This is a genomic window from Flavobacterium sp. GW821-FHT11G01 (assembly GCF_058808175.1).
This window is the reverse complement of sequence record NZ_JBXARK010000003.1, coordinates 71,611-95,152: the sequence shown is the minus strand read 5'-3', so window position 1 is coordinate 95,152 and position 23,542 is coordinate 71,611. Positions and strand designations below refer to the sequence as shown.

At 33.0% G+C, this 23,542-nt stretch carries 19 protein-coding genes and 2 tRNA genes; 11 read left to right on the top strand and 10 right to left on the bottom strand.

The window, feature by feature from the left end; all coding sequences use genetic code 11:
• Positions 1-82: 82 nt before the first annotated feature.
• Genes galE through AC1RRN_RS07455 form a run of 3 tightly spaced genes read right to left on the bottom strand, consistent with a single transcriptional unit; the run spans position 83 to position 2,708 of the window.
• Positions 83-1,096, bottom strand: coding sequence for a UDP-glucose 4-epimerase GalE (galE, locus tag AC1RRN_RS07465; protein WP_492966704.1), 1,014 nt, complete (start codon positions 1,094-1,096; stop codon positions 83-85).
• A 34-nt stretch (positions 1,097-1,130) separates the two neighbouring features.
• Positions 1,131-1,571, bottom strand: coding sequence for a nuclear transport factor 2 family protein (locus AC1RRN_RS07460; RefSeq protein ID WP_492966703.1), 441 nt, complete (start codon positions 1,569-1,571; stop codon positions 1,131-1,133).
• Positions 1,572-1,574: 3 nt separating this feature from the next.
• Entirely contained in the window at positions 1,575-2,708 is a 1,134-nt protein-coding gene (locus tag AC1RRN_RS07455; protein WP_492966702.1) for a DegT/DnrJ/EryC1/StrS family aminotransferase, read from the bottom strand.
• A 136-nt stretch (positions 2,709-2,844) separates the two neighbouring features.
• Here AC1RRN_RS07455 and AC1RRN_RS07450 point away from each other — a divergent pair, with 136 nt between their 5' ends.
• Positions 2,845-4,077 (top strand): 3-deoxy-D-manno-octulosonic acid transferase, encoded by a 1,233-nt coding sequence (locus AC1RRN_RS07450; protein ID WP_492966701.1) that lies wholly within the window; start codon positions 2,845-2,847, stop codon positions 4,075-4,077.
• A 349-nt stretch (positions 4,078-4,426) separates the two neighbouring features.
• Complete coding sequence (locus AC1RRN_RS07445; protein WP_026985591.1) at positions 4,427-4,639, top strand: PG1828 family lipoprotein; 213 nt, start codon at positions 4,427-4,429, stop codon at positions 4,637-4,639.
• 131 nt (positions 4,640-4,770) lie between these two features.
• Here the strand turns inward: AC1RRN_RS07445 and AC1RRN_RS07440 are convergent, their stop codons facing one another.
• From AC1RRN_RS07440 to mutS, 4 genes are all read right to left on the bottom strand, one after another.
• Positions 4,771-5,148 carry a DUF1508 domain-containing protein gene (locus AC1RRN_RS07440; protein ID WP_492966700.1) on the bottom strand — a complete coding sequence of 126 codons (378 nt, stop codon included), beginning with the start codon at positions 5,146-5,148 and terminating at the stop codon, positions 4,771-4,773.
• A gap of 121 nt (positions 5,149-5,269) precedes the next feature.
• Positions 5,270-5,355 (bottom strand) — tRNA-Leu (locus AC1RRN_RS07435).
• Positions 5,356-5,369: 14 nt separating this feature from the next.
• Positions 5,370-5,442 (bottom strand) — tRNA-Gly (locus AC1RRN_RS07430).
• Between the two features lie 150 nt (positions 5,443-5,592).
• Complete coding sequence (mutS, locus tag AC1RRN_RS07425; protein ID WP_492966699.1) at positions 5,593-8,199, bottom strand: DNA mismatch repair protein MutS; 2,607 nt, start codon at positions 8,197-8,199, stop codon at positions 5,593-5,595.
• A 159-nt stretch (positions 8,200-8,358) separates the two neighbouring features.
• Between mutS and AC1RRN_RS07420 the strand changes: the two genes are divergently transcribed.
• From AC1RRN_RS07420 to AC1RRN_RS07405, 4 genes are all read left to right on the top strand, one after another.
• On the top strand, positions 8,359-8,781 hold the full coding sequence (locus AC1RRN_RS07420; protein WP_026985588.1) for a DUF1573 domain-containing protein: 423 nt from the start codon (positions 8,359-8,361) through the stop codon (positions 8,779-8,781).
• 76 nt (positions 8,782-8,857) lie between these two features.
• Entirely contained in the window at positions 8,858-9,400 is a 543-nt protein-coding gene (locus tag AC1RRN_RS07415; protein ID WP_492966698.1) for an RNA methyltransferase, read from the top strand.
• 85 nt (positions 9,401-9,485) lie between these two features.
• Positions 9,486-11,645 (top strand): Ig-like domain-containing protein, encoded by a 2,160-nt coding sequence (locus AC1RRN_RS07410; RefSeq protein ID WP_492966697.1) that lies wholly within the window; start codon positions 9,486-9,488, stop codon positions 11,643-11,645.
• 3 nt (positions 11,646-11,648) lie between these two features.
• A complete protein-coding gene (locus AC1RRN_RS07405; RefSeq protein WP_492966696.1) occupies positions 11,649-11,999 on the top strand; it encodes an MmcQ/YjbR family DNA-binding protein in 351 nt (116 codons plus the stop codon).
• 9 nt (positions 12,000-12,008) lie between these two features.
• Here AC1RRN_RS07405 and folK read toward each other — a convergent pair whose 3' ends face one another.
• The gene (folK, locus tag AC1RRN_RS07400) at positions 12,009-13,142 is read right to left on the bottom strand and encodes a 2-amino-4-hydroxy-6-hydroxymethyldihydropteridine diphosphokinase (RefSeq protein ID WP_492966695.1); all 1,134 of its coding nucleotides are present in this window, start codon (positions 13,140-13,142) and stop codon (positions 12,009-12,011) included.
• Between the two features lie 275 nt (positions 13,143-13,417).
• Here folK and sppA point away from each other — a divergent pair, with 275 nt between their 5' ends.
• The 3 genes from sppA to AC1RRN_RS07385 all read left to right on the top strand — a co-directional run bounded on the left by sppA (position 13,418) and on the right by AC1RRN_RS07385 (position 18,910).
• A complete protein-coding gene (gene sppA / locus AC1RRN_RS07395) occupies positions 13,418-15,175 on the top strand; it encodes a signal peptide peptidase SppA (protein ID WP_492966694.1) in 1,758 nt (585 codons plus the stop codon).
• 13 nt (positions 15,176-15,188) lie between these two features.
• Complete coding sequence (locus AC1RRN_RS07390) at positions 15,189-16,136, top strand: alpha/beta hydrolase (protein WP_492966693.1); 948 nt, start codon at positions 15,189-15,191, stop codon at positions 16,134-16,136.
• A gap of 179 nt (positions 16,137-16,315) precedes the next feature.
• Complete coding sequence (locus tag AC1RRN_RS07385; RefSeq protein ID WP_492966692.1) at positions 16,316-18,910, top strand: AsmA family protein; 2,595 nt, start codon at positions 16,316-16,318, stop codon at positions 18,908-18,910.
• 59 nt (positions 18,911-18,969) lie between these two features.
• Here AC1RRN_RS07385 and AC1RRN_RS07380 read toward each other — a convergent pair whose 3' ends face one another.
• Together AC1RRN_RS07380 and AC1RRN_RS07375 are read right to left on the bottom strand one after the other, a co-directional pair.
• Positions 18,970-20,046 carry a glycosyltransferase family 9 protein gene (locus AC1RRN_RS07380; RefSeq protein ID WP_492966691.1) on the bottom strand — a complete coding sequence of 359 codons (1,077 nt, stop codon included), beginning with the start codon at positions 20,044-20,046 and terminating at the stop codon, positions 18,970-18,972.
• Between the two features lie 253 nt (positions 20,047-20,299).
• Positions 20,300-21,094: a DUF2797 domain-containing protein gene (locus AC1RRN_RS07375; protein WP_492966690.1), complete on the bottom strand. Its 795-nt coding sequence runs from the start codon at positions 21,092-21,094 to the stop codon at positions 20,300-20,302.
• Positions 21,095-21,339: 245 nt separating this feature from the next.
• Here AC1RRN_RS07375 and AC1RRN_RS07370 point away from each other — a divergent pair, with 245 nt between their 5' ends.
• Entirely contained in the window at positions 21,340-22,848 is a 1,509-nt protein-coding gene (locus AC1RRN_RS07370) for a GH3 auxin-responsive promoter family protein (protein ID WP_492966689.1), read from the top strand.
• 57 nt (positions 22,849-22,905) lie between these two features.
• The gene (locus AC1RRN_RS07365) at positions 22,906-23,313 is read left to right on the top strand and encodes a DUF4288 domain-containing protein (protein WP_492966688.1); all 408 of its coding nucleotides are present in this window, start codon (positions 22,906-22,908) and stop codon (positions 23,311-23,313) included.
• Positions 23,314-23,542 lie beyond the last annotated feature (229 nt).

Genomic DNA, 23,542 nt, shown 5'->3' with positions numbered 1-23,542 from the left:
AAAAATCCCAAATGATAATCATTTGGGATTTTTTATGTTAGTTTTTCGACTGAAAACTGCGACCGAGACTTGAAACTAAAAACTAAGAACGAACTTTCTGCTCCCACTTCCAGGCACTTGCCATTGCTTCGTCTAAGCTTAATTCTGCTTTCCAGCCTAAAATATTGTTTGCTTTATCTGTATTTGCGTAAGCTTCGGTAATATCACCTTCACGACGCGGTTTAATTACATATGGTAATTTTTTATCGCTTACTTTTTCGAAACTGTGAATTACTTCCAGAACTGAACTTCCTTTTCCTGTTCCTAAATTAAAAGTTTCAACTTTTTGTAAATTCTTTTTATTGAATAAACGCTGTAATGCAATTACGTGTGCTTTTGCCAAATCTACTACGTGAATATAATCACGAACTGCAGTTCCGTCAGGAGTTGGGTAATCATCTCCAAAAACAGATAATTCTTTACGTAATCCTACACCTGTTTGTGTGATAAAAGGAACTAAATTTTGAGGAACTCCTAATGGTAATTCTCCAATTTCAGTTGAAGAATGCGCCCCAACCGGATTAAAATAACGCAATAAAATAGCACTAATATTAGTCACTTTAGCTGTATCAGTAATAATTTCTTCTCCAATCTGCTTTGTATTTCCGTAAGGAGACATTGCTGTCTGAACCGGAGCATCTTCTGTAATTGGCATTTTTTCGGCTTGACCATAAACAGTACAAGACGAACTAAAAATAAAACTTGCTTCAGGTTTTTGTTGCAATTCCTGCAAAAGATATACTAAACTGCTAATGTTGTTTTCATAATACAACAATGGTTGCTCAACACTTTCACCAACTGCTTTTGAAGCTGCAAAATGAATTACCCCGGTAACATCGCTATGTTTTTTAAAGAAATCCTGAACTGCCGCTTTTTCTCTTAAATCTAACTTTTCGAATAAAGGCGTTTTTCCTGTGATTGCCGTAATTCCTTTTAAAACATCTTCTGAAGAATTTGAAAGATTATCAATTATCACAACTTCAAAGCCTTCATTTTGCAATTCGACAACGGTGTGAGAGCCAATAAACCCTAATCCTCCTGTTACTAATACTTTCATTTTTGGTTGTTTTTTACGTAGTTAAGTTGTTGTTTTATGTAGTTAATTTATAAGCCTGTCTTGCAATAAGAATCCAGGTATTCTTTTGTTTTTGCCAAACCAACATTATTCCAATTTTAATATCTTTATCTACGCCACCATCTTTGGTATGTGCCGCCAGAACATGCCTAACGATTGCAACATCGTTCTGAATTGTTATGGTTTGATCCTGAAATTCAATCGTTACAAAATCCGATTTTCCACTAACAATTCCATCTATAAATTCTGTTTGATTTTGAAAATTGCCATTCGAATGAACATAGTTTAACTTTTCAGAAGTCAGCGATTTTAATTTAGCTCCATCAGCGTCAATCATTGCCTTACGCAAAATCTCAACCTGATTATTAACTGCAATTTCTTCTTTAGCACTTGATTTTTGTGCAAAACCCGAAAACTGAACCAAAATCATCAAAATTAAAACGCCTAATTTCTTCATAATTTATTTGTTTAAAAATTCTAAAACAGAATCTGTAATAAATTTAATTTGCTCATCATCAAGTTCAGTGTGCATTGGCAAAGCGATAACTTCTTTGACCAACTGATTCGTTACCGGAAATTGCTCTTCTTTATAACGAGTATCAACATACGCTTTTTGTGAATGCAACGGAATTGGATAGTAAATCGCACAAGGAATTGACTTGTCCAACAAATGTTGCATTAAAGCATTTCTGTCTGCATCGACTATTCTCAATACATATTGATGAAAAACGTGATCATTTCCGTTTGCATCAAATTCTGGTGTAATAATATGTGCGTTACCAGCAAAAGCCGCATTGTATTTTGAAGCCGCTAAACGACGCGCTTTATTATACTCATCTAAAAGTGGCAATTTTGCATTTAAAACTCCAGCCTGAATACTATCTAAACGAGAATTTACTCCTACTACATCATGATGATAACGTTCGTACATTCCGTGATTTACAATTCCGCGGATAATATGCGCCAGTTTATCATCATTAGTAAAAATTGCTCCACCATCTCCATAACAACCTAAGTTTTTAGAAGGAAAAAATGACGTTGCCGCAACCTGACCAATTACACCTACTTTACTTTTTGTACCTGATTTAGAAATATAATCAGCTCCTATTGCCTGTGCATTATCTTCAATTACATACAAATTATGTTCTGCAGCGATTTCCATAATTGCATCCATATTTGCGGCACGACCAAATAAATGCACCGGAACAATTGCTTTTGTTTTTGGTGTAATTGCTTTTTTAATCGCATCGATATCAATATTCATATTTGTCATATCAACATCAACCAAAACTGGCGTTAATTGCAACAAAGCAATAACCTCAACAGTTGCAGCAAAAGTAAAATCGGCAGTAATTACCTCATCGCCTGGTTTTAAATCCAATCCCATCATGGCAATTTGCAAAGCATCAGTACCGTTTGCACACGGAATTACGTGTTTTGCTCCTAAATAATCTTCAAGATTTTTTTGAAATTGATGAACCAATGGTCCGTTTATATAAGTATTTGTATCTAAAACTTCCTGAATTGAAGCATCAACGGTAGATTTTATTTTCTCGTATTGACTCTTTAAGTCAACCATTTGAATTTTTTTCATTTGTCTTTATTTATTTAAAACTTTGAAATTGGATTTTAAAACCAATCTCGAAAACGAAGAACAAAAATAGTTATTTAATACCTTTGGGCAATGAAAATAATCGAAAGAAGCGTAATTTAGCCCCAAAATTACATATATGCTTTTTCTATACAATTTAGTTATTTCTATTGCTGGGTTTTTTCTGAAAATTGTGGCACTTTTTAGTCCGAAAATCAAGCTTTTTATTGACGGAAGAAAAAATGTTTTTAGTATTTTAGAAGAAAAAATAAAACCAACAGACAAGACTATCTGGTTTCATTCTGCGTCACTTGGCGAGTACGAACAAGGCTTACCTGTTATCGAAAAAATCAAAGAAAAATATTCTTCACATAAAATTATTGTTACTTTTTTCTCTCCTTCCGGTTATGAAGTGCGTAAAAACAACAATGTTGCCGATGTCACTATTTACCTGCCTTTAGACACCAAAAATAATGCTAAAAAATTCTTGAAATTAGTACACCCTGAATTGGCTTTCTTTATTAAGTATGAATTTTGGCTGAATTATTTAAAAGAATTAGAAAATAACAAAATCCCAACATATCTGATTTCCGGAATTTTCAGAGACAACCAAATGTTTTTTAAATGGTACGGCGGTTTTTATAGAAAAGCGCTAAAAGCTTTCACTTATTTTTTTGTTCAAAATGAAAAATCAAAAGAAAAAATTGAAGCTATCGGATTTAAAAATATTATCGTTTCTGGCGACACCCGTTTTGATCGTGTTGCAGCAATTTTAGAAAGAGATAATACTGTAGATTTTATTGAAAAATTTAAAGACAATAAACCAATTATAGTTATTGGAAGTTCCTGGCCAAAAGACGAAGCTTTAGTAGCAGAGTACATTAATCAGGCTCCTTCAACTGTAAAATTTATTATTGCTCCTCATAACATTAAACAAGAGCAGATCTCAAGTTTAAAATCTCAAATTACAAAATCAACAATTTTATTTTCTGAAAAAGAAAGCGTGCCCGATTTGTCAAAATATAATGTTTTTATCATAGACACTATTGGCTTACTAACCAAAATATATAGCTATGGAAATATAGCTTACGTTGGCGGCGGATTTGGAAACCCCGGAATTCATAATATTCTAGAACCAGCAACATTTGGAATCCCGATTGTGATTGGACCTAATTATTCGAATTTTGCAGAAGCTGTTGAATTAGTCAAAATTGGAGGCTGTATTGTAATTTCGGATAATGTAGAACTAAAACAAACTTTTGACCGTTTACTTTTAGACGAAAATTACCTTAAAGAAAAAAGCCAAATCTGTAAGTCGTACATTCAGGACAATAAAGGCGCCACCGAAAGCATAATGAAAATCGTTTTATAAGCGATTAAAAGAGATAAATCCAGGTTTGATTATTAAACATAGTATAAAAATCGCTTAAATCGCGTCATTTTACCCCTTAAGACTCATGTAATAATCAGTCAAAAGTAAAATAAAGTGCAATTAAGAGAATCAAAATAGCCAATTCTCTTATAGAATATTCAATGAAAAATAATTTAGACGAAAAAATCAATAATATAATAAATTTTTACTATTTTGGCATATTTTTTGATAAATAAGATAATCGTGAGCGAGGAAAATATTTTAAAAAAAAAGTGAAAAAATATTTTACATATTAAAAAATTTATATCTTTGCCACGAATTAATAATTAACCTTTTATAATAAAGTAAGATGAAAAAAGTATTTTTAAGTTTAGCTGTTGTTGCTGTTTTAACTGTTGTTTCTTGTAAAAAAGCTGATGCTGCTGCTGAGCCAGCTGTAGATTCTACTGCTGTTGCTGTTGATTCTGCTGCTGCTGTAGTTGATTCTGCTGCTGCAACTGTTGATTCTGCTGCTGCTAAAGTTGACTCTGCTGCTGCTAAAGTAGAAGAAGTAAAAAAATAATTAGAACCTAAGTTCTAAAAATTTTAAAACCATCCTAGAGATGGTTTTTTTTTGATCATTTTTTTTTCAAACCTGATCATTCAGCATAAAAAAAGCGTCCACTTTTAGTGAACGCTTTTTTTTATTTTATTTTATTCCATTTCATCTTCAACCACTTCTTCTTCATCTTCAAAAATTAAATCATTTGATGAGAAGTCCAAAATTTCCGATTTTGAAGCATAAGTCACAATTTCTTTTATTCCCTTTTGCAAAAGCAATTCTGTAGTGTATTTTCGACTCGTTGCAAAGTGAAGCTCACCCAACATCAACTTAAAAAAATACTTTCCTCCAGAGCCTTTAAATTTTAAAAATTTTGCCTGCTCAATATTCACTTTAAATTTCTCAATATCTTCCTCGCATTCAAACTTCAACTCATAACTCAAACTAGTAAAAATCACCTTTCCTTTCCTGGAAGTAAACACAAATTTATATTCATCATTAAATCGCCTACTAATTACGAAAGCACCCATTTATAATTTTAGATTTTAGATTGTTGATTTTAGATTCTTTAAAACAAATTTACTTCGGAAATTTATTTTAAACCTGAGTTTACACAATAAAAAAAGCCTCTTCAAAAAGAAGAGGCTTTAGTACTCAGAGCGGGACTTGAACCCGCACGAACATTGCTGTTCACTGGATTTTAAGTCCAGCGTGTCTACCAATTTCACCATCCGAGCATTATATGGTTTTGAGCGAAAAACGGGGCTCGAACCCGCGACCTCGACCTTGGCAAGGTCGCGCTCTACCAACTGAGCTATTTTCGCGTTTCAAATTTTAGTAAGAACTGCAACACTTGACTTGTTCTGTATTGCGAGTGCAAATTTAGGACATTTATTCAATTATACAAGCCTTTTTTGAAAAAAAATTACACTTATTTTATAACCTTCTGATAACCTAAACTTTAAATCTGAAATTTATTTCTTAACAATCATTCTTTTGATCTCGTTAAGTTTCATCAATGCTTCAACCGGTGTGATTGAGTTTATATCAAGACTTAAGATCTCTTCTTTTATTTCTTCTAACAAAGGATCATCCAAATTAAAGAAGCTCATCTGCATCTCATCATTAGCCGATTTGATTCCGTTTAAGGCGTCGCTGGAATGGTTTTTCTCTAATTTCTTTAAAAGTTTCTGCGCTTTCAAAATTACAGTTTGAGGCATTCCGGCCATTTTTGCAACGTGAATTCCAAAACTGTGTGCACTTCCTCCTTTTACCAGTTTTCTAACAAAAAGAACAGTGTCTTTTAATTCCTTTACCGCAACATTATAATTTTGAATTCTAGGAAGCGATTCCGTCATTTCATTCAATTCGTGATAATGCGTTGCAAACAATGTTTTTGCTCTTCCCGGATGTTCATGTAAAAATTCGGCAATAGCCCAGGCAATCGAGATTCCGTCGTACGTACTTGTTCCTCTTCCAATTTCATCCAATAAAACTAAACTTCTGTCCGAGATATTATTCAAAATAGAAGCTGTTTCGTTCATCTCTACCATAAAAGTAGATTCTCCCATCGAAATATTATCTGAAGCTCCAACTCTGGTAAAGATTTTATCTACAATTCCCATTCTTACACTGTCTGCCGGAACAAAGCTTCCCATTTGAGCTAACAATACAATTAAAGCCGTTTGTCTCAAAATAGCCGATTTACCGGACATATTGGGACCTGTAATCATAATTAATTGCTGTGTATCTCTATCCAAATAAACATCATTTGCGATATAAGGCGTGCCAACTGGTAATTGTTTTTCGATAACAGGATGTCTTCCGTTTTTAATATCTAATTCAAAAGTTTCATCAATTTCCGGACATACATATTTATTCTCGACTGCTAATTGTGTAAAGGAACACAAACAATCTAATTGCGCAACTAAATTTGCATTCATTTGAACTGGCTTAATATAAGTCGCAATCCAGGCTACTAATTGCTCAAAAAGATCTGTTTCTATTTTATGAATTCTTTCTTCTGCACCTAAAATTTTAGTTTCGTATTCTTTTAATTCCTCTGTAATATAACGTTCAGCATTCACTAAAGTTTGCTTACGAATCCATTCAGTCGGAACCTTATCTTTATGCGTATTTCGGACTTCTATATAATAACCAAAAACATTGTTGAAAGATATTTTCAAAGAAGAGATTCCAGTTCGTTCTGATTCTCGCTTTTCAATTCCTTCTAAATATTCTTTTCCAGAAGTTGAGATTGCACGCAATTCATCTAATTCTTCACTAATTCCTTTTGCAATAGCATTTCCTTTAGCAATAGCAACCGGTGCATCCTGATTTAAAGTTATCTTGATTTTTTCTCTTAATAAATCACAAGCATGTAAACTATCTCCAATAATCTTTACCGCTTCCTGTGGACTCTGTAACGCCAAAGTTTTAATTGGAATAATGGCATCCAGTGATTCTTTCAAATAAACAATTTCTCGCGGAGAAACTTTCCCGGCAGCGATTTTAGAAATCAAACGTTCTAAATCTGAAATCTGCTTAATTTGATATTGAATATTGTGAAGTACTTCAGGATTTGATTTCAAATACGAAACCACATCATGACGTCCTTTTATTTTATTACTGTCTTTTAATGGAAGCGCCAGCCAACGTTTCAACAAACGCCCACCCATTGGCGAAAGCGTTCTGTCAATTACATCTAAAAGCGTTACTGCATTTGGATTATAGCTATGATATAATTCTAAGTTTCTAATCGTAAAACGGTCCATCCAAACATACGCATCTTCAGCAATACGCTGAATTGCTGTGATATGTTGTACACGATTGTGCTGTGTTTCGGATAAATAATACAAAATAGCTCCGGAAGCAATAATTCCTTCTTTTAATTCTTCGACACCAAAACCTTTTAAGGAAACGGTTTGAAAATGCTTTGTTAAAGTTTCTAAAGCGTAATCTTCTTTGTAAATCCAGTCTTCCAGATAAAAACTATGAAAATCATCTCCAAAAGCATCCTTAAAATCGCCTTTGCTATTCTTCGGAACTAAAACTTCGCTCGGATTAAAATTCTGCAAAAGCTTATCAATATATTCTGCATTTCCCTGAGCCGTTAAAAATTCTCCAGTAGAAACATCCAAAAAGGAAATTCCGATATTTTTATTAGCAAAATAAACAGATGCTAAAAAGTTATTTGATTTAGACTGTAAAACCTCATCATTTAAAGAAACTCCAGGAGTTACTAATTCAGTAACACCACGTTTTACAATTGTTTTGGTCATTTTTGGATCTTCAAGCTGATCGCAAATTGCAACACGAAGTCCGGCTTTGACTAATTTTGGCAAATACGTATTAATAGAATGATGCGGAAAACCTGCTAAAGCTGTTTCAGTTTCAGAACCCGCACCTCTTTTAGTTAATGTTATTCCAAGAATTTTAGAAGCTCTGATGGCGTCTTCTCCAAAGGTTTCATAAAAATCCCCTACTCTGAAAAGCAGACATGCATCAGGATATTTTCTCTTGATTTCGTTGTACTGTTTCATTAAGGGTGTTTCTTTCACCACTTTCTCTTTCGCTGCCAAATTGTAATGTTTTAAATGAAAATTTATGACAGCGAATTTATAATATTTTAGCGGCATATAGAAGAGCTTCAAAAATTAAAATATTTTTAAGAAATTTTTAAGTTGAGATATAAGAATTTTATATAGATTTGTTCATAATTAAAACAAAGACTCTTAAAGATGAAAAAAATAATCTTAATCGCTATGTTAGCTGTAGTTGGAATTACAGCTTCTAATGCTCAAACTACTAAAAAAGCCAAAGTTGCTAAAATCGAAGGAGCAGGAATGGTTTTCGAAAACGAAACAATTGATTACGGAACTATCGCTCACAATGCTGATGGTAACCGTCAGTTTGTTTTTGTAAACAACGGAACAAAACCATTAATCATTACAAACACTCAAGGATCTTGTGGTTGTACTGTACCTACAACTCCAAAAGAGCCAATCGCTCCAGGTGCTAAAGGTATTATTGGTGTAAAATATGCTACTGACAGAGTTGGTGCATTTACAAAAACAGTAACTGTTACTTCTAATGCTGAAGGACAACCTACAAAAGTACTTACTATTAAAGGTACTGTTTTACCAGATCCGGTAAAAAGCTAATCTGAAAAGAAAATAAAATAATCGAAAAAGCTTCCTTATCTTTGGAAGCTTTTTTTATGACCTGAATACAACACCAATGAGAAAACTTGAAAACAGCGAACTGGATCGCAAATCTATTGAAGATTTTAAAAAATCAGACAAAACGCCTTTAATATTGGTTTTGGATGATATTCGCAGTTTGCACAATATTGGCTCTGTATTTAGAACTTCTGATGCCTTTTTGGTTGAAAAAATCATTTTGTGCGGTATAACGGCGACTCCTCCAAACAAAGAGATTCATAAAACTGCTCTTGGCGCTACAGAAACCGTTGCCTGGGAACATCATGAAAATGTATTAGAAGTTATTGAAAATCTTAAAAAAGAAAACATCCTGACTCTTGCCATTGAACAAGTAGAAAGCTCCATTTTTCTTCAGGATTTTAAAGTAAAGAAAGATCAGAAATATGCGTTAGTTTTTGGAAACGAAGTGTATGGCGTTTCGCAGGAAGCTGTGGCTATTTGCGACGGCTGTATTGAAATTCCACAATTAGGAACTAAGCATTCGCTAAATATTGCCGTTAGTGCCGGAATTGTGGTTTGGGATTTATTCCAGAAATTAAATTGGCCAAGCGCTGATTAAATGTTATTTTTCAATAGATCTCACCTTTAAATGTTAGAAATTGAAATATGTTTTTTTATTATTATAAAATTGATACTTTTATAAAATGAAAACTATCAATTTCTTTAAAATAACCATTTTATCTCTTGCTTTATATTTTAACCAATCTCATGCAAATGAAAAAGTTAAAACTTTTAATAATGTTCGTTCCAAAATAATAAACGACACTCTTAAATTAAATAAAAGAAAAAACACAAAAACCACATTTGCAGTTACTCCGCCTGTACTTAAAGCTACAGGAGATCAATTATATTGCCCTCAAACCAACATAAAGATTGTAGAAACTTTCACAATAACTCACGATCCTTTAGAAACAGGAACTCCAGCTGCTTATATTCAGGTTTCTTCAGGCTACTCTAGTGGCTTTGACAACTTAACACTTTCTAATATTACAACACATCCAACAATCACAACGAGTTGGGATCCTGTTGCCGGAAAATTAACATTATCAAATACTGCCGGAGGAAATGTTTTATATGCTGACTTAGAAGCCGCAATTAGAGATGTAGTATTTTCTAATTCATCAGCTACAGCGTCTGGAACCAAAACTTTTTCTATAACCATTGGTCAGGCCAATTATTTGCCTTCGACACAACATTATTATTTATATGAACCTAGTATTGGGATTACCTGGACTGCTGCAAAAGCAGCAGCAGAAGCAAAAACCTATTATGGACTAAAAGGCTATCTGGCTACAATTCTATCTGCCGATGAAGCAAAACTAATTGGTGAACAAGCCTCAGGAACTGGTTGGATTGGAGGAAGCGATCAGGAAACTGAAGGTATTTGGAAATGGGTTACAGGTCCCGAAGCAGGAACCGTAATGACTTACACTTTTTGGAATACCGGCGAGCCTAATCAACTTGGAGATGAAGATTATGCCCACATCACAAGACCTGGAGTAGGAATTAGAGGTTCCTGGAATGACTTATCAAATACCGGATCATTAACTCCCGGAGATAATTATCAACCTAAAGGGTATGTTGTTGAATATGGAGGATCTCCTGGAGAATTGCCTTTAGAAATAGCAGCAAGTACAAAAATTACAATTCCGGTTGCTAACGTACTTACTCCAAATTCAGTTTGTGATTCAGGAAGTTTTACTATAAATGCAACTGCCACCGCTGGTGCTACAATTAGCTGGTACACTTCTGCTACTGGAGGAGCTCCTTTGGCTACAGGAAGTCCATTTACAACTCCAGTGATTAATACTACTACAACTTATTATGTTGATGCTGGTTGCGAATCAAATCGTAAATCAGTTGTTGCCGTTGTTAATAAAACTCCCACTACTCCGGTTGTCACTTCATCGAATATTTCAAGATGTGGTCCTGGAAGTGTAAATCTTCAAGCAACTACAGATGTTGGTCTTATCAATTGGTACACAACTTCAACTGGAGGAATCAGCATTTTCACTGGTAATGATTTTACAACACCTACTGTTTCATCAAATACTGTATATTACGCCGAAGCTTCAAACAATGGCTGTCTCAATACCAACCGTACAGCAGTCAACATTAAGATTTATACTCCACCAGTGGTTACTGATCAGGAAGTTTCTTTATGCCAAAATCAAAAAGTAACATTAGATGCCGGAATTTCCGGAATGACTTACCTCTGGTCTACAGGAGCTACAACTCAAACTATTGAAGTAACTTCTGGCGGCACTTATACTGTTGATGTTACAAGCCCCGCTCCTGAGAGTTGTACCAGTCGAAAAAACATTAAAGTTGATGAGCATGAAATTCCGCAAATCGATCGTATTGATGTTAATGGAACCCGAGTTGTAATTTATCTTAAAAAAGAACAGAATTATTTTGAATATTCTGTTGATGGAACTAATTTTCAGGAGTCTAATGTATTTTATGACGTTCCTGGCGGTTTGCAAACAGCTTATGTAAGAGAAAAAAGTGGGTGTGGCGGTACTGTCAAAAACTTTGTTGTACTTGTTTTTCCCGCATTCTTTACTCCAAACAATGATACTTTTAATGACTTTTGGGAAGTAACCGGAATGGAAAACTACCCTCAGGCACAAGTCACTATTTTTGATCGTTACGGAAAATTATTAGCACAACTAACTGCCTCTAAGATGAGTTGGGACGGAACTTTAAATAAAGTCCAGCTTCCGGCTTCAGATTATTGGTATGCTTTAAAAATTGATGACAAGCAACCTATTTTAAGAGGTCATTTTTCTTTAAAACGATAAAATATGGATATTGAAAACATTCGCGAAATTTGCCAAAAACTAATTGGTACAACTGAAGATATAAAATGGGATCATGATCTTGTATTCTCAGTTGGCACAAAAATGTTTTGTGTAGTCGGGCTTGACCAAATACCAACTTCTGCTTCTTTTAAGGTTTTAGATGAAGAATTTGAAGAAATGAGCAATAAGCCCGGATTTAAACCAGCACCATATGTTGCAAAATATAAATGGGTTTTGATTGATGATATTACCAGAATGAACAAATCAGAATGGGAAAAATACATTCAGCAATCTTACAATCTTGTTCAGGAAAAATTATCTGCAAAACTGAGAAAACAACTTGGAATTATATAATTTGAAGAATTATTTGATTTTCTTCTGAATTTCATTCAAAATAAAAAGATAATCTTCATGTCTTTTTACAAAATCACGATCAGAAACATCAATGATTAAAACATTCAAATCAGTTTGCGATTTGATATAATCCAGATAACCGTTATTGATTTTATCCAAATAAGCCGCTTCAATATTCTGTTCGTAATTTCTGCCTCGCTTTTTAATATTCTGAAGTAAACGATCTGTATTTTGGTACAAATAAATATACAAATCAGGTTTTGGCATTTCTTTGTAAATAATATCGAATAAGTTTCTGTACAAACGATATTCATCTTCTGCCAGTGTAATTTTGGCAAAAATCAATGATTTAAAAATATGATAATCGGCTACAACAAAATCTTTAAACAAATCAAATTGCGCCAAATCATCTGATAATTGCTGATAACGGTCGGCCAAAAAAGACATTTCAAGCGGAAAAGCATATCGATTTTGATCTTTATAAAATTTAGGTAAAAATGGATTATCTGCAAAACGCTCTAAAACTGTTTTAGCATTAAAATCATCGGCAATTTTATTTACCAAAGTCGTTTTTCCGGCACCAATATTCCCCTCAAAAGCAATATAATTAAATCTTTCTAACGGGATTTCCTGCAAAGGATTTTTCAATTCCTGAACAACCGTACAAACACTATCGTCTGGTGTAATGGCAATTAATTCTGAAATAGATTTTTGAAAAACAGGATGTTTCCAGTTTAATTTTAAATCCTGCACGGGCATCAATACAAATTTTCTGTTTTGCATTAAGGGATGTGGAACCTGAAGCTTCTCTGAATCGATAATTTCATCATCAAACACAATCAAATCAACATCGATAATTCGTGATTGATAGCCTTGCTGATTGGATCGAATACGACCTAACAGTTTTTCAACTTTTAAAATCTGATTTAGTATTTTTTGTGCCGATGAAGTACTATGCAACAACAATGCACAATTATAGAAAGCATCACTTTCGAATCCCCAGGCAGGAGTTTCGTATAGCTTTGAAACCTGAATAACCGTTCCTACTTCCTGATGTATCAGAGCAATACAACTTTCGATATTTTCTAACCTATTTCCCTGGTTACTGCCTATAGATAAAACGATTTGATGCTGTGACTTCATAATGCAAATTAACTAAAACTATTTCAGAATTACTCATATTATTTGCTACAAGAATCAGAGGTTTCTAATTATTTCAAACTCCTTTTTTATCTTTTTTCCATAGAACCTTTGCTAAAAAAACGCACATGATCTAAAAATAACATATCTTTATTTTAGAGAATTTAAAAATGTGAAAACTACAACTATTTTATAAATCATGTATAAAACTTACTTACCATTTAGATTATATTTGTAACAAACCAACCTTTTTCACGACTTATTAAAAAAATATAATTATGAAGTTTTTAGGAAATGTAATTGCCACAGTGATTGGTATTTTTGTATTCATTATGTTATTCTTCTTTGGAGTAATCCTTATTGGGGCTATTTTTGGCGGAGATGATACGGTTTCAGTTAAAAGTGATTCGGTTATTGAATTGAATTTAAAAGAAATCCAAAATGATTATGCCGGAAAATATAAAGACCCTTGGGTAACCGTTTTTTCTGAACAAAAAGGAATTGGTTTAAGCGATGTTATCAACGCTATTGAAGCGGCAAAAACAGATGACAATATTAAAGGAATCTCGATCTTAAATGATGAATCTTCCTTAGGTTTGGCTCAATATAAAGACTTAAGAAACGCACTTGAAAGTTTTAAAAAATCAGGAAAATTTGTCTGGGCGTACGCCAATACTTATTCTCAAAAAGAATATTATTTGAATTCCGTTGCCAATACCGTTTATTTGAATCCAGCAGGAGATTTAGATTTTAAAGGACTTTCATCTGAAGTAATGTTCTTCAAAGATTTTCAGGATAAATCAGGAATTCATATGGAAGTGATTCGTCATGGAAAATATAAAAGTGCCGTTGAACCATTTTTAGAAAACAAAATGAGCGATGCCAACAGAGAACAAGTTACTGCACTTTTGAACTCTATCTGGGCAACTGTTTCTAGCGATATCTCAAAAAGCCGAAATATTCCACTTCCGAAATTAAATGAAATAGCTAACGGTCTTTTGGCAAGAACTCCGGAAATGGCTAAAAAAGAAGGCTTAGTAGATATTGTTGCTTATGAAGATGTTTATCACAATGCTATCAAAAAAGCTTTAAAAGTAACGGGCGATGACGATTACAATAAAATTTCAATTTTAGATTATACACAAAATAATGTTACTACTGCTTTAACCAATACAGCAAGCGACCAGATTGCGATTATTTATGCGCAAGGTGAAATTACAGGTGGAGAAGGTGATGTAAACGTCATTGGCGAAGGTGCTATGCGTCGTTCGTTGCAGGAAGCCAGAAAAAATGATGATGTAAAAGCAATTGTTCTTCGAATTGACAGTCCGGGTGGAAGTGCTTTAACTTCTGACTTGATCTGGAGAGAAATTGAAATTACTAAAAAAGTAAAACCTGTGGTAGTTTCTATGGGTAATTACGCCGCTTCAGGTGGTTATTATATTGCTTGTAATGCTAATAAAATTTTTGCGGAAAGCAACACTATTACAGGTTCAATTGGAGTATTTGGAATTCTACCGAACTTTTCTCCATTGGCCACTAAATTAGGGATCAATACAGAACAAGTAAAAACACACGAGAACTCGGCTAATTATAGTCCGTTTGTTCCTGTCGATGAAAAATTCAAAGCTTTTACACTTGAAGGAGTTGAACACATTTACAACACTTTTGTTACACATGTTGCTCAAGGTCGAAAAATGACATTTGCACAAGTAGATGCCATTGCTCAGGGAAGAGTTTGGTCTGGAAGTGAAGCACTTAAAATTGGTTTGGTAGATAAAATTGGAGGACTAAAGGATGCTATTGCGGAAGCTGCAAGAATTGCAAAAATAAAAACATACAGCACACAAAATTACCCGGAATACGAAAAAACATTTGGTGATCTTTTGTCAAATCTTCCATTTGCACAATCTAAAGAAGCTTTTATAAAAGAAGAAATTGGCGAAGAAAACTATCTTTTGATCGAACAGGTAAAAAGATTTCAGAGACAACAAGGCGTTCAGGCTATGCTTCCATTCGGAATAAACATTAAATAATTCCATTCAAAAGATGAAAAAGATATTGCTGTTTGTCAATGTTTTATTTTTGAGTATTGTACACGCTCAGGATAAAAATGTAGTCACTTTTAAAGAATCTCCGATAATTTTAAAAATTAATACTGACCAACTTTTTGGAACGTTAACTACTCCCGATTTAACAAAAAAATATCCCGTTGCCTTGATTATTGCCGGTTCCGGGCCAACAGACCGAAATGGAAATAACCCAATGATGAAAAACAATTCATTGAAAATGTTGGCTGAAGTTTTGGCAAAAAATGGAATCGCCTCCTTACGATATGATAAAAGAGGAATTGGAGAAAGTAAAGCTTCAGCCATTTCTGAACAAAGTTTGGTTTTTGAGAATTATACGGAAGATGCCAAAAGCTGGATTAATTTATTGAAACAAGACAAACGTTTTTCAGAAGTTGTTATTATCGGACATAGCGAAGGTTCTTTAATTGGAATGATTGCGGGCGCAAAAGCAAATAAATTTATTTCTATTGCTGGTCCCGGAGAATCTGCCGATAAACTTATTAAAACGCAAATCGCATCAAAATCTAATAAACAAATTGAGGACATGACTTTCCCGATTATTGACAGTTTGAAAAGCGGAAATCAGGTTAAAAAAATAGATCCGATGCTTAATTCTCTTTTTAGACCAAGTATTCAGCCTTATTTGATTTCATGGTTCAAATATAATCCGCAGGCAGAAATTAAAAAACTGACTGTTCCTATTTTAATCGTTCAGGGAAACAATGATTTGCAGGTAACTGTAAAAGATGCTGAAACTTTATCTCAGGCAAATAAAAATGCCGAACTTTTAATTGTTGATAAAATGAATCATATCATGAAAATTGTTGAAGGCGACAAACAAGCCAATTTAGAAAGTTATAATAACGAAAGTTTACCTCTTTCTGAAGTCATGACAACTAAGATTATTTCATTCATTAAAAAATAAATGAAAATCATAAAATCATTAAAAATCCGTTTGATATATAGTCAAACGGATTTTTTAATTTTAACAAAAAGTATAAGTATTCCTACTTTTTTATGAAAAAATTATTGCTAAACTCATATAAAAAAAATTATTTTTACAACCAGTTAAAAACAACGTAAACCCCCAAATCTATAATAATTATGCTTAAGAAAATTTTAAAGATTACCGCCATTGTTCTCGTGGTATTTGTTGTGGCATTATTTGCCATCCCTTATTTTTTTAAAGATCAGATTAAAGCAAAAATTTCAGAAGCAATCAATGAAAGTGTTGATGCCAAAGTGAGTTTTGCTGATGCCGATTTAAGTTTGTTTAAAAACTTTCCGAATGCGACAGTTGGAATTGAAAAATTAGTCATTATCAACAAAGCTCCGTTTGAAGGAGATACTTTGGTTTCATTGGGCGAATTGAATCTTAAAATGAGCATCAAAGAAATTTTTAAAGGAAAAGAAGAGCCTTTGAATATTCAGGGAATCAGCTCAACAAATGGATTAATCAATATCATCTTCAATAAAGACGGTGTCGGGAATTTTGATATTGCTTTGAAAGACAAAAAAGAAGATACAAAAGACGACAAAAGCAAACCGCTTTCTTTAAAAATTCAGAACTACAAAATCGAAAATTTTACTTTCAGATATATCGATCAGGGTTCAAAAATAAAAATGGTAATTGACAGTTTAAATCACGAAGGAACAGGAGATTTTACCAATTCAAAACTTGATTTAACTACAAAATCTACAGCAAAAGTATCATTGGATATGGATAAAATCAATTACATGAAAAATGTAAAATTGACTTTAGACGCTGTTTTAGGAATTGACTTAGAAAAAAGTAAATACACTTTTAAAGAAAATAAAGCTTTAATCAATCAACTGCCTTTAGAATTTGATGGTTTTATTCAAATGGTTGATGCCGGTCAGATTTATGATTTGAAATTTAAAACACCGACCTCTTCTTTTACCAATTTCTTAGGATTAATTCCTTCTGCGTATGCTTCTGGTTTAGATGGTGTAAAAACAACCGGAGACTTTACTGTAGCTGGTTTTGCGAAAGGAGAATTAACAGATACTACTGTACCTAAATTCAATATTGCTATTGCTTCTAATAATGCATCATTTCAATATCCGAACTTACCAAAATCAGTTCAGAATATTGTAATTGATACCAAAATTATCAATGAAACAGGAATTCTAAATGATACCTACGTCAATTTAGACAAACTTTCATTCCGAATTGATCAGGATGTTTTTAGCGCTAAAGCGAATATTAAAAACATAACGGTAAATCCGTATGTAAATGCAGCTTTAAAAGGAACTATCAACTTAGCTAACCTTTCAAAAGCATATCCAATTAAAATGGATAAACCTTTGGCAGGTATTTTAAAAGCAGATGTTACTACAGAATTTGATATGGCTTCAGTAGAAAAAAGCCAATATGAAAATATCAAAAATGCCGGAACTATGAGTTTATCAGGATTTAAATATACTGATGAAAACAATAAATCAATGAACATTAGTACGGCTTTAGTTGAATTCAATCCGAGTAAAATCAACTTAAAACAATTTAATGCCACTACTGGAAAATCTGATATTGCTATTAATGGAGTTTTAGAGAATTTCTACGGTTTTATGTTTAAAAAACAAGAATTGAGAGGGAATTTCAATATGAGTTCTAACCAATTGGCTGTAGATGATTTTATGACTGAAGGTGAACCTGCAACAGAGAAAACTGCAGCAAAACCAACAGAAGCCATGAAGATTCCGGCCTTCTTAAATTGTACTCTGAATGCAAAAGCAAACACTGTTTTGTATGACAATTTAAAACTAAAAGATGTTTCAGGAAAGTTGATTATTAAGGATGAAAAAGCACTTTTAGAAAACTTCAAAACATCAATTTTTGGAGGAACAATTGGTTTAACCGGAGCGGTTTCTACTAAAGAAAAAGTTCCTACTTTTGATATGAATTTAGGTTTCAATCAAGTTGATATTGCACAGACGTTTACTCAATTAGAGATGATGAAAAAGATTGCGCCAATAGCAGGAATCATCAACGGAAAATTGAATTCTACAATTAAATTAAACGGAAATTTAGATGCTAATGAATTAACTCCGGACTTGAAATCAATTTCAGGAGATTTATTAGGGCAATTGCTTTCGACTACGATCAATTCTAAAAATTCAACTTTACTGAACGCTTTAGGTTCGAACATTAAATTCATTGATATGAATAAGGTGAATTTGAATGACATTAAAGCGGCGCTAACTTTTGATAACGGAAAAGTGAATGTAAAACCATTTGACATCAAATATCAGGATATTAAGATCACAGTTGGAGGAACTCACGGTTTTGACCAAACGATGAATTATAACTTAAAACTAGATGTTCCGGCGAAATATTTAGGAAGTGAAGCGAATGCATTTCTAGCTAAAATGTCTCCGGCAGATCAGGCAAAACTGCAAAACATTCCGATTAACGCGATGATTACAGGAAACTTTTCAAATCCAAAAGTTTCAACAGATATGAAAAGTGCTGTTAGTAGTTTAGCTTCTCAGGTAGCTAATCAGCAAAAAGAGAAATTAACTCAAAAAGGAGCGTCGGCGCTTACGGATTTGATTAACAAAAACACTAAAGCAAAAGATACAACGCAAGCTGCAAAAACAGAAAAAGAACAAAAGACTCAGGAAGTGACGAAAAAAGCAAGTGACTTATTGAATGGTTTGTTTAAGAAGAAAAATTAATTAAAATAAAAAAAAGGCATCCGACGCGTCGGATGCCTTTTTCATTTCTACTTTATATCTTATATCGCTTTTGAATAAATGTTTAATTTTCCATTATCCAAAATTGAATTTATAGTTTTTAAATAATCTTTTTGTGTGTATGAATTGATGTCTATTCCAATACTACAATTGTCATAAGGCTCATATTTTTTTAAGTTTGAAACAGAAAACAATCCTATTGTTGGGGTTTGTACAGCACTTGCCAAATGCATAATACCACTATCTGCGCCTATAAATAAATTAGTATTGGCCATAACAGCTCCTATTTCGCGAATGTCTTTACTATAAAATGTTGGAGCTTTAAATCCGATTTGCGAAACATTCTCTACAGGTAAAATTTCAATGATATTGTAGTTCTTATATTCTTCTATTAATTGTGTGTAAAATTTTCCCCACCATTCCTCTGATAAACATTTATCTCCAGTTGCATAAGTAAATATGCAAATTGTTCTTTTTTCATTCTTTACCAGTTCATTTAAAATTTTCTTACCATTAACTATTTCAGAGGATGATAATTTGAGATCTAAAGGAGGAATAATTTTGTTGCTTTTTGGAAATCTAAGTTTGGTTAAATAATTACGAAAATTATAGACAGGATATTTTGCGATATGCTCATAATCCTTTTTTATAGAAGTATCTTCATTTGAATCTCCATAAAATTTATACTTAGCATTTGAAAACTGAACTGCCAAACGTCCTGATGAAGAATTTTGATCGACATTGATCGCCATATCATAGTTTTGCCTTTTTATCGAAATCCAGACATTACTGTATTTCAGTAAATTTTTAAATGGTTTTTTAGGCAAATCAATTACTTTATTGATGCTTTCATAATTTTCAAAAATTATTGGAGCTAATGTTCCCTTAACAAACAAATCGACTTTACAATTTGGAAATATCTCTGTGACTTCCTGGACGAGAGGAGTAATCAATAACAGATTTCCTAATCTTCCATTTGGTCTACAAATCAGGATTCTTTTTATGGCAGTTTTATCTGCTAAAATAATATCGGTTTGTGAGCTTGCTTTACCAATATTCTTAGTAACATTGCGCATTAAACTGCGTCTAAAAACATTTATTTTTTTTAAAATACCCATCTATTGAATAACTAAAGTATTATTAAATCTTCCTTTAAATTCAAAAAAAACCAACGATTGAACTAGTTCAAAATTAGGCTCAATTTTTTTTTAAAATTAAAATCTTTCGTTAAGCAATTATTACAATATTGTAAGTAAATGTTTCAACATTCACATTTCAACCACTTTACGAAACTTAAAATACAATAGCTATTTTAAAGACAAAAATATACTAGACCAATAGCAAATTAATCTAGACTACTTGATACTAAATCTAGACGTTTATGTCAACAACATAACCTTCAGAACCACGGACATTAAAAACAGTTCCGTCTTCGAAAATTAAATATTGTCCTTTAATTCCAACAAGCTTTCCACTAAATGTTGGCGTTTTATCAAGATTTAAACTGGCAATTTTGGAAGGGTAATTTAAAACCGGGTAATTTAACTCATATAGATCATCACTTTTGGTATAAAAATATTCCTGAACTTGTAAGGGAAGTAAACTTTCTACTTTTGCTTTTTCAGCAATAAGGTCGAAAGCAATTTCAGTGTCCTGAAGCATTTTTCTCCAGTTTGTTTTATCTGTATAATGATTTTTAAGAGCAACCTCGGTAATTCCTGCTAAATAGCGATTTGGAACCTCAACAATAGCAATTGCACGCGTTGCGCCCTGATCAATCCAACGGGTTGGAACTTGCGTTTTGCGGGTTACTCCCACTTTTATCTCCGTTGACAACGCTAAATAAACAATATGAGGTTGTAATTGTACCTTTTCTTCATAAGCTAAATCACGATCAGCAATCCCTAAGTGAGCTGTACTCAATTCTGGTCTCATAATCCAATCGCCTACAGCCGGACTTGAATAAAAACAATCATAACAAAAACCTTGTCTGTAGATTTTTTTCTTTTTGCTACAATTCAAGCATTGAAAACCTGTACAGTTGATTTCGATTTCTTTATCCAATAACTGGTTCATACTAAGAAAACTATCTTCAAAAACCAGATAATATTGAATAGGATTTCCGATTTCTGTCTGCATTTTTGTAAGCACGCCTTGGTATTGCATAGTATTTTAGATTGCTGATTTTAGATTTTAGATTTACTCAGGATAGTGAACTTTTATTGTTAAAATTCCACTTTAGAACTGGAATCTTTACTTCAAATAGAATTGTTTTTTATAAAAAAACACTATTTTTGATACAAAGGCAAAGTTAATCTTTGTCTAATGATATTCAAATTTTAAATTCTTGATTTTTAAAATAACATAAAATCAGCTATCTAAAATTAACAATCTAAAATCTAAAATTATTCATGCCCGTATCTATTATCAACTCTTTCGCATCCTGGGTCCTAAAACAAAGGATACATCAAATAGAACTTTTTCTAAAATACCCGAATGAAGTTCAGGAAGAGCTATTGCATAATTTATTGACCTCCTCAGAAAATACTGTTATCGGAAGAAAATATGATTTTGCTTCTATAAATTCTTACCAAACATTTGCGGAAAGAGTACCAATTGCTACGTATGAAGAATTACAACCTTTAATTGAACGTACACGTCAGGGAGAACAGGGCGTTTTTTGGGAAACCCCAATTAAATGGTTTGCTAAATCAAGTGGAACAACCAACGCCAAAAGTAAATTTATTCCTGTAAGTAACGAAGCTCTGGAAGATTGTCATTACAAAGGAAGTAAGGATTTGCTTTGTTTGTATTTGAACAATAATGAGGACTCTGAATTGTTTTTAGGGAAAAGTCTTCGTCTAGGTGGAAGCTCTCAGATTTACGAAAATAATAATACTTTTTTCGGAGATTTATCAGCCATTTTAATTGAAAATATGCCTATTTGGGCTGAATTTAGTAGCACGCCAAGCAGCAAAACTTCATTGATGAGCGAGTGGGAAGCTAAAATTGCAGCCATTATAAATGAAACTAAAACTGAAAACGTGACCAGTTTTGCCGGCGTTCCTTCCTGGATGTTAGTTTTAATGAATAAAGTTTTAGAAGATACAGGAAAAGGAAACTTACTGGAGCTTTGGCCAAATCTGGAAGTTTACTTTCATGGCGGCGTGAGTTTCTCTCCTTATAAAGAACAATACAAAAATATTCTGCCTAGCAAAGATTTTAAATATTACGAAATATACAATGCTTCTGAAGGATTTTTTGCGATTCAGGATTTAAACAATTCCAGTGATTTATTGCTAATGCTCGATTACGGAATTTTCTACGAATTTATTCCAATGGAAACTTTTGATACGCCAAATCAAAAAGTAATTCGTTTGGCCGATGTTGAATTGAACAAAAACTATGCAATCGTAATTACGACCAATTCTGGTTTATGGCGTTATTTGATTGGCGACACGGTTCGTTTTACGTCCTTAAATCCGTATCGAATTAGAGTTACAGGAAGAACCAAACATCATATAAATGTTTTTGGGGAAGAATTAATGGTCGAAAATACGGATCAGGCAATTGCCAAAGCTTGTCAGGTTACCCAAACTGAAGTTATCGATTATACCGTTGCTCCTATTTTTATGCAGGACAAAGAAAAAGGCGCTCACGAATGGATGATCGAATTCAAGAAAAAACCGGCTGATGTTGGTCTTTTCCAAAAGGTTTTGGATGAAACTTTACAAACTTTAAATTCAGATTACGAAGCCAAGCGCCAAAACAATATGACATTAAACCCTTTAGTGATCAATGTAGCGCGTGAAAATTTATTTTATGATTGGTTAAAGGAAAGAGATAAATTGGGCGGACAACATAAGATTCCGAGGCTTTCGAATCAGAGGGATTATTTGGAGCAGTTGAAGGAGATGTAGCTTTAAGTTTGTCACGAATTTCACGAATTGGCACTAATTATTTGTCATATCTTAAAAATGAATAATAAAGATAAAATATCTAATGAAAACAAGAATTGGTATATCGCTGAAATAATTGAAAAATGCGAACCAGTTAAAAAAAATGAAGAGCAAGAATTACGACGAGTAAAAACTTGGGGAAATTTTCATTTGATAAAAGCCGAAAACTCAAAAAATGCTTATGATAAGGCCGTTAATATTGGAAAATCTGGAGAATACAAATTTATAAACTCAGATAATCTTGAAATGGAATGGATTTTTGTTGGTATAGCAGATTTAATTCCAATATATGATGAAAACATTGAAGATGGCTGTGAGATAATGTTTGAAGATTATGGTTTTATATCTAATAAAAGAACATTAAAATTTGCTTTACCTGAAAATGAGCTCTTGAAAAAAATAGAGAAATCAAAAGAAATCAGATAGTTTAAATCGTTTGTGATTTAAAAAACGATAATTCCACTAAACCGCATGAGGGATAGAAGTGGAAATCCTTTTGTGTCTCGTTTCTTTAACGAGACACAAAAGATTGGAACGGATAGCCCGACCCGCCTTTTTCGGCGGGACATGCCCATAAAAAACCTTAATTCAAAGAAAGAGCTAAGGTTTTGTTTTTTATTTTGATTGTCGAGTTTCTTGTGTGATTTCTCCTTTG